Genomic DNA, 11,981 nt, shown 5'->3' with positions numbered 1-11,981 from the left:
ACCACGGTTTATTTTAAAAGCTCTGTGAAACAGGGCTTTTTTTATCTCTTAACACTCACTCATACAGCCTTTTTGCCATGCGAAAGGTATTGCAATGGGCTTCCACCACATCGTCGATGTTTTCTGAGTAACCGCCACCCATCACCACCGCCACTGGGATCCGATGGGCTTTGGCTTGGCTAAATACAAACGCATCGCGCTTGGCGCAGCCGTCACGGGTGAGCGCAAGTTTACCGAGCTTATCGGTGGCGAGCACATCCACAGCAGACTGGTAAAACAGCATATCGGGTTTCACTTTTGCAATAAGTCTGGGCAGCGTCTCCATTAATATGGCTAAATACGCGTCATCCCCTGTCTCGTTTGGCAAATCAATATCCAAATCAGATGCTTGCTTGCGAAACGGATAGTTTTTTGCGCCATGCATGCTAAAGGTAAATACCCGAGGTTCATTTGCCATCAAATGCGCTGTACCGTTCCCTTGATGGACGTCCAAATCCACGGTCAGAATTTGGGTCGCCTGTCCACGTGCCAACAATAAATTACTCGCCACCGCCACATCATTAAACACGCAAAACCCTTCCCCATGATCGGCAAACGCATGGTGGGTACCGCCTGCGATATTGAGCGCGACACCGAATTGTTTGGCGAATAACGCACATTCATAAGTGCCGTGGGCAATCACGCGTTCCCGCTCAACGAGCCTTGGCGTCATCTCAAAGCCGATGGCGCGCGCGTCTTTGGCAGGCAATGTTTGCTGTTTTAGATGCTGCCAGTACCTTTGTGTATGTGTGGTGAGAATTTCGTCTTCGCTCAATCGCTGCGGGGCAAAAAAATTGGCTTGGGTCAATGTACCCTCCGCCAATAACCGCGCCGCAATCATTGGATATTTTTGCATAGGGAAACGATGGCGTTCGGGGACGTCATATTTAAAAATATCAGAATAAGCGACTTTTATCATATTATAAGCTCGCCCCTACTTTGCGGGCGATGGCAATGCCTTCTTCAATGGTTAAGCAGATCGGATTATCAGGGGTATCTTTAAATAAAATATCGCCATCCCGAAACATCAAACATTCATCCACATACAGCTGTTGCCAGTGTTCGTTATAAGTCAAAGGAATGGTAGTAATCAAGGTCACTTTATCGGTCTGCGAAGTCACTTCACTAAAATCAATCGCCAGCTCACTGTCAGCGAGTTTCGCCTCACCAAATGGCGCTTTACGGGTGATAAAAAACAGCAAGCTCCCTGCATAGGCCAACTGCCAATCACCATTGCTAATGAGACAATTAAACAAGCCCAGCGCCGATAACTCACGACAAATCGTGGTCAAAAACTGGAATAACACCTCGTCACTGGGCGGCTCACTAAATTGTGATTTGAGGCGATTGAGCAGATAACAAAATGCCATCTCCGAATCGGTTGTACCTACAGGCTGATAGTGGGTGGGCACAGGGCTGAGCTGGTCAATAAAATCCATCTGCAATTGCCCATTATGCGCAAATGCCCATTCCTCGCCCCATACCTCACGGACAAATGGGTGGGTATTAGCCAAGCAATTTGTGCCTTGCGTGGCTTTTCGAATATGGCTAATTACATTCATCGCCTTAATCGGATAACTGTTGACTAAATCCGCCACCGGTGAGCAGAAACTTGGCTTGTCATCGTGAAATTGACGTACCCCAGCTTTACGATTACCCTGTGATGGGTCGGGATTTTTTTCAAAAAACACAATACCAAACCCATCGGTATGGATATCGGTCTGCCCGCCTCGCTGACGAAACCCCGCAAAGCTAAAATGAATATCGGTGGGTGTGTTACAATTCATTCCTAATAATTGGCACATTAAAATTCACTTTTTGTAATATTTGGTTTAGTTCCTTGAACTATTTCATAGCAAATGCTATCATAACGATGTAGTCTGACCTAAAGCTAGACTTTACAGTAGGACTCATCGGTTCAGCGAAAGCTGAACCTTTCTTTTTTAGCGAATAACAATTCCTAGTAAATCTTTCTTACTTGCCTGTTTAAATAATACTGGTTGCAAGCGGTCAAGGTAATTTTTACCACCTTTTCTTTTAATATACTGATTTGGTTGAAACTTTTGACTGAGAAAATATGCATTAACATCTGCTAACTGAATAAAATAAGAATGTGCAGAATCTTTATGAATTGCGTCTTCAATAATTAGTTTAGTTGGTAAGATACGATAACCAGCACCTAGATTAAAGCTGTTAGGAACGGGATTATAACGCCGCATTTTTCGGGTGAGATTTCTTAGCTTGACTTCATCAGTTTTATCAACAAATAACATGGCAGTATCTTGAATATTCGTTGAACCAATAAAATTTCGATACTGCAATGTATTTTCAATACGTTGAATTAAAGTTTGCCATGCCAAATTAAAAATGTCACTGCCTATTTGTTTATTCTTTTTATTTACCACTACATTGATGATTTGATAGTTTGATAAATTTGCTTGAAAATCAATTACATCTCTCAATAATCTTAAACGCATGGATTTGGCGATTCGTTGGAACTCAGCAGGTTTGTGAATAAAATGTGAGCAATGAATCTCTTCACGTAATTTGAACCCGTATTTTTCTCTCAGAAACCGCCTAAAGTCAATGATTGAATTCAAGGTTTGGTCCCACTTACTTTCATGAATAATGATTGCACTCAAGCAAAAATAATTAGAAGGGCTATTTTGTAATCCTATATCACCACTTTCATCAACATAAACAATATACATTTGTTATTTTCTCGCCCAATGGTATGCCGCCAAGCGTTTCATCAAATCAGGATTTTTCACCATAATATTATCGCCCGTACGACCTTGCTGACGGTTATAATAAATCACATTCAAACGCAGCAGCCAAAACGTCACGCCCGCCATGGCAAGCATAATCGGCAATGCCTCTTTCTCATCATCGCTCAAAGCGCGTTTGCTCTCGTACCCTTGTAAAAACGCTTGCATTTTGGCGTCATCAAAATTCACCGCTTCGCCATCATTGGCGTTACCCCAAGTGGTGCAAAAATCATTAATGGTAATCGCCACATCCATCACAAAATGTTCAACACTGACTTCGGTAAAATCAAGCAAACCTGTGAGTGTTGGCTGGGTTTCATCACTAAAATCCCACAGCGTGTTATCGGCAAACATATCTAGATGACATAAACCTGTTGGCAAATTTTTGCTCGCTACAGTTTCGTAGGCTTGCCAAATATCATTCATCAGTTTGGCTTCATCGCTTGGCATAAACTTGGTTTCACGGTCACGCACCAGATGCCAAGGATATAACTCAACGCCATAGTTTTGAGCAGGGGTCAAGGTTTGCAAGGTTTGATGAAGAACGGCTAAAGCCTCGCCCATTTGACGACACATATCAGGTGTGGTTGCTTTCGGGTGACCGCCCGAGAGTTTTGGTGACACTACAATGGCTTTGTTGTCAAAATACAGCAAAAACTCGCCGTTTTTGGCGGCTAGCGGTGCGGCTACGGGTAGCTGGTCTTTTAAGCGGTTTAGGATAATCGCCATTTTTTGAATTTCATGCGGTTTGCGTTCTTCAAACAAGGTAAATACATAAGACGGCTCGCCGGCTTCGTCCGTGGTTGTTTCAATAAACCAATTACTGTTTTTGATACCCTGTGTGATAGGTATGGCTTTGGCAAAATCCACGCCAAATTGTTGGCAAAAATCACTGAATTGTTGGTCAGTCAACTGGGTATATACAGACATAAGGCATCCTTGAAGCGCAGCACACCGATAAAACTGCGGTAATGGCAAAGTAAATTTGATAAACTTACGGCTATTATAGAAGGAAATCGAATATGTTAGCAAAACGAATTATCCCTTGCCTTGATGTTGACAATGGTCGGGTGGTCAAAGGTGTGCAATTTGTCGACATCAAAGACGCGGGCGACCCTGTTGAAGTGGCGCAGCGCTACAACGAACAGGGCGCGGATGAAATCACTTTTTTGGACATCACCGCTACCCATCATGGACGCGACACCACTTATCACACAGTAGAACGCATGGCAGAAACCGTATTTGTACCGCTGACCGTGGGCGGTGGGGTGCGTAAAGTCGATGACATTCGTCACTTGCTAAACGCGGGCGCGGATAAAGTATCAATTAATTCGGCGGCAATTTTTAACCCTGAATTTGTCGGTGAAGCGGCAGCACGTTTTGGCAGTCAGTGTATCGTAGTAGCGATTGATGCCAAAAAAGTGGGTGACAATCAATGGGAAATCTTTACCCATGGGGGACGCAAAGCGACTGGCATTGATGCGGTGGCATGGGCGGTAAAAATGGCAGGTTTTGGGGCGGGTGAACTGCTTGTGACCTCGATGGACTCAGATGGTACCAAAAACGGCTATGATATCGCCTTGATGAAGCGCATTACCGATAGCGTAAATGTGCCAGTGATTGCCTCGGGTGGCGTCGGTAATTTGCAACACTTGGCAGATGGGGTGCTGCAAGGTGGTGTTGATGCGGTACTAGCGGCGAGTATTTTCCATTTTGGCGAATATACCGTGGGGGAAGCCAAGCAGTTTATGGCACAGCAAGGCATTGAAATGCGTTTGTAACGGTGCGCCTTGTGAGAACGATAGCCGTTGGTAATAACTAAAAGCGCACAACAAAAAATAGCCCAAACTAGCCAAAACTGCTATGATATTGGCATTTTCGATAATGACTAAATTGCCATGTTTCCACTAATTTTAACTCACCCGCAATGGGATCCTGTCGCTCTGCATTTGGGACCTATCCAAGCCCACTGGTACGGGCTGATGTATTTACTGGCTTTTGCTGCCGCTTATGCGTTGGCTTGGTATCGCACTAAATCACGCCCAGACTGGAATGCCGACATGGTCGCTGACTTGGTATTTTATGGGGCGATGGGCGTGATTCTAGGCGGTCGTATCGGCTATGTGCTGTTTTATCAATTAAGCGAATTTTTAGCCAATCCGATGTATTTGTTCAAAATCAACCAAGGCGGTATGTCGTTTCATGGGGGATTTTTGGGTGTTGCCATCGCAATGCTATTTTTTGCCCGCAAATATAAAAAGAACATTTGGAATGTGCTAGATTTTATTATTCCCTGCGTGCCAACCGGACTACTGTTTGGGCGTATTGGCAATTTTATCAATGGCGAATTGTGGGGTCGGGTGTCTGACGGTGGTTACAACTGGCTGATGCTGTTCCCGCAAGCGGTCAATGAAGACAATGAACTGCTCAAACAAAGCCCTGCCCTGCAAAGCCTTGCGCAAACCTTTATGATTGATGGCAACAATTATTTGTTACTTCCCCGCCATCCGTCACAGTTGTATCAGGCTTTTACCGAAGGCGTGGTACTGTTTGTTTTGGTTTGGTGGTTTGCCAGTCGGCCGCGTCCGCGTATGGCGATTAGTGGCTTGTTTGTGATGGGCTACGGTATTGCACGTTTTATTACCGAATTCTTCCGCCAACCTGATGCTGACCAAGGTTTTATTTTATTAGGGTGGATGACAAAAGGGCAAATCTTAAGCCTACCGATGATTATCGGTGGTTTGGTTTTATTGATTTGGGCGTATAAAAACCAAATCTATGATTGGGGCAGTCAAAAGAATGTGGACTAACAAAGAAAACTAACCAAGGAACTCATCACCCATGATTACGTCAAAGAACGAACAAGCCTATTTGGATTTACTTAAACTGGTGCTAGCCAACGGCATACAAAAAGGCGACCGTACGGGTACGGGTACCATCAGCTATTTTGGCGCGCAGATGCGGTTTGATTTGAATGAGGGTTTTCCACTACTGACCACCAAAAAAATCCATACCAAAAGCGTGATTTATGAGCTGCTTTGGTTTTTAAAAGGCGATACCCACGTCCAATACTTGCAGGACAATGGTGTACGCATTTGGAATGAATGGGCAACCGCCGAGCAAACTGCCCGTTTTGGCAAGCCTGAAGGCGAACTTGGCGCGGTATACGGACACCAGTGGCGCAACTTCGGGGCAAGCAAAAAAGCGGACGGCAGCTACCATTCAGACGGTTTTGACCAAATCAGTTGGGTGGTCAATGAAATCAAAAACAACCCAAACTCGCGCCGTTTGATTGTCTCTGGCTGGAATCCTTTGGAGGCCAACGAAGTGGCCTTGCCCCCTTGTCATACCCTGTTTCAGTTTTTTGTCGCCGATGGCAAATTATCTTGTCAGTTGTACCAACGCTCGGCGGATTTGTTTTTGGGTGTACCTTTTAACATTGCCAGCTATGCCTTGCTTACCCACATGATAGCCCATGTGACCGGGCTTGGCGTCGGTGAGTTTGTGTGGACGGGCGGTGATTGTCATATCTATAACAACCATCTACAGCAAGTGCATGAGCAGCTTAGCCGCGAGCCGTTTGCCCTACCAAAACTTTGGCTCAACCCTGAAGTTACTGACATTTTTGCGTTTGATTTTAACGATATAAAAATTGAAAACTATCAAAGCCATGCCACAATTAAGGCTGAAGTCTCTGTATAAGCTTGCAGCCCAATGCCAAAACTCACAGCAATAAGGATAAATCATGAGTTATTCTAATGTGGAAGTCGCCCAAATCGTGGCGATGAGCCAAAACCGCGCCATTGGCAAAGACAATCAATTGCCTTGGCATATCTCTGAGGACTTGAAACATTTTAAAAAACATACCAATGGCGGTATCGTGATTATGGGTCGCAAGACCTTTGAATCCATGGGCGCAAAACCCTTGCCCAACCGTACCAATTTTGTGATTACCACCAATTTGGACTACCAAGTAGATGATGATGCCGTCATTGTGATGCACAACCTAGATGAAGCACTGACCCAAGCCTCGTCGCTCGCCCATGGTAAAGGTTTGCAAACGATTTGGGTAATTGGTGGCGAAAAAGTCTTCCAACAAGCCCTACTGTTTAGTGATCGCTTAGAAATCACCCATGTCGATACTGTGATTGACAATGCAGCGGCGTTTTATCCAGAGATTACCAGTGATTTTGTCAAAACATCAGAAAGTGAAAAATTCACGGATGAGCAAAGCGCGTTAAGCTATCAGTTTGTCACTTACCAAAAAGCTTAAGTTTGACAATGGCGACTTAGCGCACAAAAAAAACCACGTTATCTAACGTGGTTTTTTTATGTAGCTGTGGTTTTTTATGTAGGTATCAATGTCTTATTTTGACTGTTCTTGCGATTTTACCGCTGAGGCAACAGGTGGTGCGATATTTGGGGTGTCACCTGTTTTGGCTTTAATCTCTGCTTTGGCTTCAGCCGTTGAGGCATTACGCGCTTCAATGGTCGATGTTTTTGCAGTAGCCGTTGGTGCAGAAGATGGCGTCATAGAAGCATTGTCTGGGCTGGCAACCGTGGCGTTTGGACCTGTTGCGGTGTCTGCATTGGCAGTGGCGGTGGTGGTTTCACCTGCCGCAGGTGAGGTTGCCGCAGGCGTCGAACCCGCTGGTTTGGCAGCGGCGGCAGCAGATGCGGCGGCTTTGGCTTCCACTTCAGCATTGAGTTTTGCAACGTCAACGTGGTTACCAGCAGGGCGAACAATTGCTGAAATAAGGATTAATAAAACCACGCCTAGAAACGCTAAAACGCCAATTAAAGAATAACTAAGTTCTTTTTTGACATTGTTTTCCACGACTTCATGATGAGCCATCGTAAACCTCACTGTAAATCATTGGGGCAAGAGTTGTTGAATCTAAATGAATTCAAATCTAATTTATAACTATTATACGGAACTTTGTAACCATTATATACTAAATTTTTGCAATTGGTGACAAAACCTTACTGCATTTAAGGTTTTTAACGTGTTTTACGAACCAGCCAACTAATCAGTAGCAAGAGCGCTGCCAGTGCCAAGATAGGATAACTACCCCAGCGCATAAATGGCGTATTACCAACGCGCGATTGGATCTCACCCCGTAGCACCGTGCGTTCAAAGGCTGGCGCTTTGGCAACAATATTGCCTTTATCATTGATGATTGCGGTCACGCCTGTATTGGTCGCGCGCATAAACCAGCGGCCGGTTTCAATCGAGCGCATTTGCACCATTTGTAGATGCTGTAGTGGACCTGCCGATGTGCCAAACCAAGCATCATTGGATACGGTCAATAAAAAGTCGGTATTTTTGGCATTGCGGCGGGTGGTATCAGGATAGGCAACTTCATAACAAATCGCCACGCCAACTGGGTGGTTTTTGACTTGCAAGGGTGCTTGGTGCGCAGACCCACTGCGAAAACTCATGGTGCCACTCATCAAGTTTGGCAATGCCCAATCTAACATACCTTCAAACGGGATATATTCGCCCACGGGTACCAAATTTTGTTTCTTGTATAAGCCTTTGGCATCGGCGCCCAAAGCAATCACACTGTTGTAAAATGGCTCGTATTTATCAACTTTTGGGTCGTATTTATTGACATCGACATACGGAATACCGGTGAGCCATGCGCTATTGCTTTCGCGGGCTTGGGCAGCAATTTGGCTGATAAAGGGCATGGCGTCGGTCTGAAACATCGGAATTGACGACTCTGGCCATAAGATAATGTCCTGCCCCCATTCTGTTTTACTTAAGCCTGCATAGATACCCAGCGTTTGGATTTGGTACTCTTGCAGCCATTTTAAGTCCTGCGGAATATTGCCTTGCACTAACGAAACTTTTAGATTTGGTGTGCCTTTGGGGGTCGTCCATTGCGGGGCAATAAGCCACAGCGCAACGCTTGCCAGTAACATCACAGACGATGGAATTAAAAAACGGTATTTTTTTCGCGCCGCTTCCACCAGACTTGCTGAGACGAACACGGATACAAAGCTCAGCGCCAACACCCCAAAAATTGGGGCAAGGCTCGTCAGCCAAGGTTGCGCTGTATAAGCATAGCCCACGAATAGCCAAGGAAAACCTGTAAATAGCCAGGTTTTTAACCACTCTTGTACCACCCATAATGACGCAAAGCTTAGCGGCTGTTTTGCCACAAAGCGATTAAAAATGACTGCCAAGGCGCCATGAAACAATCCCATCCCCAAGCCAACAAAGCCAATCATCAGCAAAGCTAATAAGGTAGGGGTATCGCCGTAGGTATGAATCGAGGTAAACAACCAAAACGCGCCCACGCTCCACAATCCCATGCCATACATTTCACCGAGCCAAAACGCCCGCCAATTTGACATGGAGGGCAATAACAGCCAATACAGCACCAGTGGCGACAACAGTGCCACTATCCAAAAATTGTAAGGCGCTAACGCAAAGACAAATGCCGCACCCGCAAGCCAAGCCAGCACCAGTTTGGGTAACAGGGGCTGTTTGGTATTTGCAGATTTGGCACTATCGTGATGAGATTGTACAGAAAGTTGCTTTTTTAGGGACTGGGTAGTAAGACGCATTGGCGAGTATTGCCTTTAGGGTTAAACGGTTTTGCAAACATAAGTAATTGGACTAATCGTCGAGCTGATTATACCCTTTAACCAGTTCAATTTCTTGGATAAATCGACCATCTGCTGACAATACCGTCAAACGACAATCGTCAATAAAGACCGTTTGACCCAACACCTCATTGACTTCGCCAAGCTCTTGCATGACCAGTCCGCCCATACTGGTGACATCCTCACTATCAAAATGGGTACCTAGCTGTTCATTACAGTCTGAGACTGAGGTGATGGATTGCACAATCCATGTATCAGGCTGGTTGGGTACAGGCACTATATGATTGATATCGGTATCTTCTTCGATGTCGTCATGCTCATCAATGATATCACCGACAATTTCTTCGAGTAAGTCTTCCATCGTCACCACGCCTGCTGTCACCCCAAACTCATCAATGACGATTGCCATATGAATTTGGTTTTTTTGAAATAGACGCAGCAGGTTGTCAGAGCGCGCAGTTTCACTGATATAAATTGGCTGACGTACAATCGCTTCAAGATTAAAATGGTCAATATTTTGACCTTGCGCCTTGGCGACCAAAAATGGAATCAAATCTTTGGCAAGTAAGATACCCATCACCGTGTCTTTGTTGTCATCGGTAAATACAGGATAACGCGAGTGGGCGGTTTCCATATAGAGCGACATGATGTCTTGCAAGTTTTGGTGCTGGGTGATGCCTGCAACGTGGCTGACAGGGGTCATGATTTCTCGCACTTGAATGGCGGGTAAATCTAAGACACCCTCTAACATATCGACGGTGTCGGGCGCCAAAAATCGACGCGAATCATGTACCAATTTGACTAGTTCATCACGGGTTTCAGGGGCGGTGGATAGCCAGCGTTTCAGACCGCGTGACCAGCTACTGCTTTGCTGTTTGTTTGACAGGTGTGAACTCGAATTGTCGTCTGACATAGCCGACGAGACCCTCATATGGCGAAAGATTTTTTTACCTTACCTTAACCCCATGATGATTGCAATGGTATTTTTCTTAATTTTATTGTATTTTTTGGCTGATTTTACTCACCCATCAGCTTGCTCGGTGCTAGTAAAGTCTCGAATAACCAAGCGCTATTGGCGAATCCAATGAATCACCCGTTCTTCCTGCTCTAGCTCAGAAACTTCTGTTTCAGACTGACAGCGTCCCGCCACGCTGATATTTTTTTGGCGCATCATGGCTTGTGTCACGGCAGCATCTTGAGTGAGGAGTAAATGCCAGCTTGGCAGTTGTTGCCCGTAGTACAAGCGCTTGTAGGCGCAGCTTGCCGGTAGCCAGTACATCTCGCCAATGTTATCGATGGTTAGGCTGATGCAATCGGGCACATAGTCGCGCCTTGTTGGGTAATGCTGGCAAGCCCCTGTGGCACAATCAAGCAGTCGACAGGCGACATCACTGTATTCAACTTCATCGGTGTCATCGTCTTTAAATTTAATCAAACAACACGCCCCACAGCCATCGCACAAGGCTTCCCATTCAGCTTGGGTCAATTGTTCTAACGAAAATCGCTCCCAAAATTGCGGGCGTAAGGTAACAGATTGGCTCATTATGTTTCCAACTTTCGGCTTGTATAAAACAGTGACAGTATTATAACGGAAAATACGATGATTTCAGTATACAGTAGTGCCTATATTAACCGTTGCACTGACTTGCCACGCTCTCATTAGCGTATGAATCCAGCGTTTTTATAACGCCAGTGTCTTATAACAATAGCAACCAATCATATATTTACCATAACATAAGGATCCATGATGCCAATTCAAATTTTACAACTCGAATCTACCACCACCGATGGCGTGGAGCTCAAAAGCTATGTCTGTCTACCAGAATCAGCGAGCCACGACAATCCTGCCCCAGCGATTTTGGTGGCGCCTGAATGGTGGGGCGTGGTTGAGCACCCACAAAAAGTCACTGAGCGTTTAGCCGAAGCGGGTTTTGCTGCCGTCGCCATGGATGTGTATGGCGAAGGTAAACTGACCACAGATGCCGCCCAAGCCAATGAATGGATGAGCCAAATGCTCGCCGACCAAGACATGTTGATGGCGCGCTGTAAACTCATTATGGATGACTTTACTGACCTTGAAGCTGTTGACACAAACCGTCTTGGCGCAATTGGTTTTTGCTTTGGCGGCAAAATCGCCCTAGACATGGCGCGTGAAGGTTTCCCGCTCAAAGCAGTGGCGACTTTCCACGGCAACCCTGCCCCAAAACAACCGGCACAAAAAGGCAAATTCACCGCCAAAGTGTTGGTGGCACATGGTGAAGCCGATAGCATGGTGTCAATGGATGCCATTGAAGGGCTAAAAAAAGAGTTGGACAACGCCGATGTAGAGTACACAGTCGATGTGTACGAAGGTGCCAAACACGGCTTTACCAATCCTAATGCTGACAAACGCGCCGAAGAAAATGGCGTGGACTTGGGCTATGATGCGGATGCCGCAAAAGCCAGCTGGGATAAAATGATTGCGTTTATGCGGGACAATCTTGTATAACATACAGTTGCATCCTAACAGCAAAAGCAATATCTGTGACGATATTGCTTTTTTTATGTCTATGTCCCAGT

13 protein-coding genes are annotated in these 11,981 nt (G+C 45.5%); 5 read left to right on the top strand and 8 right to left on the bottom strand.

Translation table 11 applies throughout. From position 1 onward, the window contains the following. Positions 1-55: 55 nt before the first annotated feature. The 4 genes from RTP55_RS05020 to RTP55_RS05005 all read right to left on the bottom strand — a co-directional run bounded on the left by RTP55_RS05020 (position 56) and on the right by RTP55_RS05005 (position 3,737). Positions 56-958, bottom strand: coding sequence for a histone deacetylase family protein (locus RTP55_RS05020; protein ID WP_312384673.1), 903 nt, complete (start codon positions 956-958; stop codon positions 56-58). A 1-nt stretch (position 959) separates the two neighbouring features. Continuing rightward, a complete protein-coding gene (locus RTP55_RS05015) occupies positions 960-1,844 on the bottom strand; it encodes a class II glutamine amidotransferase (RefSeq protein WP_312384671.1) in 885 nt (294 codons plus the stop codon). 138 nt (positions 1,845-1,982) lie between these two features. Then, a complete protein-coding gene (locus tag RTP55_RS05010; RefSeq protein ID WP_065253845.1) occupies positions 1,983-2,750 on the bottom strand; it encodes a DUF3800 domain-containing protein in 768 nt (255 codons plus the stop codon). 3 nt (positions 2,751-2,753) lie between these two features. Then, complete coding sequence (locus tag RTP55_RS05005; protein ID WP_312115265.1) at positions 2,754-3,737, bottom strand: homoserine kinase; 984 nt, start codon at positions 3,735-3,737, stop codon at positions 2,754-2,756. 92 nt (positions 3,738-3,829) lie between these two features. Between RTP55_RS05005 and hisF the strand changes: the two genes are divergently transcribed. From hisF to RTP55_RS04985, 4 genes are all read left to right on the top strand, one after another. Next, entirely contained in the window at positions 3,830-4,588 is a 759-nt protein-coding gene (gene hisF, locus RTP55_RS05000) for an imidazole glycerol phosphate synthase subunit HisF (protein ID WP_036600629.1), read from the top strand. 129 nt (positions 4,589-4,717) lie between these two features. After that, a complete protein-coding gene (gene lgt, locus RTP55_RS04995; protein WP_065253968.1) occupies positions 4,718-5,617 on the top strand; it encodes a prolipoprotein diacylglyceryl transferase in 900 nt (299 codons plus the stop codon). A 31-nt stretch (positions 5,618-5,648) separates the two neighbouring features. After that, positions 5,649-6,509: a thymidylate synthase gene (locus RTP55_RS04990; RefSeq protein WP_095356690.1), complete on the top strand. Its 861-nt coding sequence runs from the start codon at positions 5,649-5,651 to the stop codon at positions 6,507-6,509. Between the two features lie 43 nt (positions 6,510-6,552). Continuing rightward, the gene (locus tag RTP55_RS04985; RefSeq protein ID WP_312384669.1) at positions 6,553-7,080 is read left to right on the top strand and encodes a dihydrofolate reductase; all 528 of its coding nucleotides are present in this window, start codon (positions 6,553-6,555) and stop codon (positions 7,078-7,080) included. Positions 7,081-7,173: 93 nt separating this feature from the next. Here RTP55_RS04985 and RTP55_RS04980 read toward each other — a convergent pair whose 3' ends face one another. The 4 genes from RTP55_RS04980 to RTP55_RS04965 all read right to left on the bottom strand — a co-directional run bounded on the left by RTP55_RS04980 (position 7,174) and on the right by RTP55_RS04965 (position 10,965). Further along, positions 7,174-7,662: a hypothetical protein gene (locus RTP55_RS04980; RefSeq protein WP_065253848.1), complete on the bottom strand. Its 489-nt coding sequence runs from the start codon at positions 7,660-7,662 to the stop codon at positions 7,174-7,176. A 146-nt stretch (positions 7,663-7,808) separates the two neighbouring features. Next, positions 7,809-9,383, bottom strand: coding sequence for an apolipoprotein N-acyltransferase (gene lnt / locus RTP55_RS04975; protein ID WP_312384668.1), 1,575 nt, complete (start codon positions 9,381-9,383; stop codon positions 7,809-7,811). 52 nt (positions 9,384-9,435) lie between these two features. Continuing rightward, complete coding sequence (locus tag RTP55_RS04970) at positions 9,436-10,335, bottom strand: CBS domain-containing protein (RefSeq protein ID WP_135887611.1); 900 nt, start codon at positions 10,333-10,335, stop codon at positions 9,436-9,438. A gap of 156 nt (positions 10,336-10,491) precedes the next feature. After that, positions 10,492-10,965: a YcgN family cysteine cluster protein gene (locus RTP55_RS04965; RefSeq protein ID WP_312384666.1), complete on the bottom strand. Its 474-nt coding sequence runs from the start codon at positions 10,963-10,965 to the stop codon at positions 10,492-10,494. 204 nt (positions 10,966-11,169) lie between these two features. On the opposite strand from RTP55_RS04965, the gene RTP55_RS04960 reads away from it, so the two are divergent. Next, entirely contained in the window at positions 11,170-11,910 is a 741-nt protein-coding gene (locus tag RTP55_RS04960; protein WP_312384664.1) for a dienelactone hydrolase family protein, read from the top strand. Positions 11,911-11,981: the final 71 nt, after the last annotated feature.

This window comes from Moraxella sp. CTOTU47579 (genome assembly GCF_032004885.1).
Taxonomy (GTDB): domain Bacteria; phylum Pseudomonadota; class Gammaproteobacteria; order Pseudomonadales; family Moraxellaceae; genus Faucicola; species Faucicola tetraodonis.
This window is presented reverse-complemented; position numbering and strand designations above follow the sequence as displayed.

Bases quoted from the DNA above. Each gene is read 5' to 3' on its own strand.
- RTP55_RS05020 (WP_312384673.1), bottom strand. From the start codon at position 958: ATGATAAAAGTCGCTTATTCTGATATTTTTAAATATGACGTCCCCGAA.
- RTP55_RS05015 (WP_312384671.1), bottom strand. From the start codon at position 1,844: ATGTGCCAATTATTAGGAATGAATTGTAACACACCCACCGATATTCAT.
- RTP55_RS05010 (WP_065253845.1), bottom strand. From the start codon at position 2,750: ATGTATATTGTTTATGTTGATGAAAGTGGTGATATAGGATTACAAAAT.
- RTP55_RS05005 (WP_312115265.1), bottom strand. From the start codon at position 3,737: ATGTCTGTATATACCCAGTTGACTGACCAACAATTCAGTGATTTTTGC.
- hisF (WP_036600629.1), top strand. From the start codon at position 3,830: ATGTTAGCAAAACGAATTATCCCTTGCCTTGATGTTGACAATGGTCGG.
- RTP55_RS04990 (WP_095356690.1), top strand. From the start codon at position 5,649: ATGATTACGTCAAAGAACGAACAAGCCTATTTGGATTTACTTAAACTG.
- RTP55_RS04985 (WP_312384669.1), top strand. From the start codon at position 6,553: ATGAGTTATTCTAATGTGGAAGTCGCCCAAATCGTGGCGATGAGCCAA.
- RTP55_RS04980 (WP_065253848.1), bottom strand. From the start codon at position 7,662: ATGGCTCATCATGAAGTCGTGGAAAACAATGTCAAAAAAGAACTTAGT.
- lnt (WP_312384668.1), bottom strand. From the start codon at position 9,383: ATGCGTCTTACTACCCAGTCCCTAAAAAAGCAACTTTCTGTACAATCT.
- RTP55_RS04970 (WP_135887611.1), bottom strand. From the start codon at position 10,335: ATGTCAGACGACAATTCGAGTTCACACCTGTCAAACAAACAGCAAAGC.
- RTP55_RS04965 (WP_312384666.1), bottom strand. From the start codon at position 10,965: ATGAGCCAATCTGTTACCTTACGCCCGCAATTTTGGGAGCGATTTTCG.
- RTP55_RS04960 (WP_312384664.1), top strand. From the start codon at position 11,170: ATGCCAATTCAAATTTTACAACTCGAATCTACCACCACCGATGGCGTG.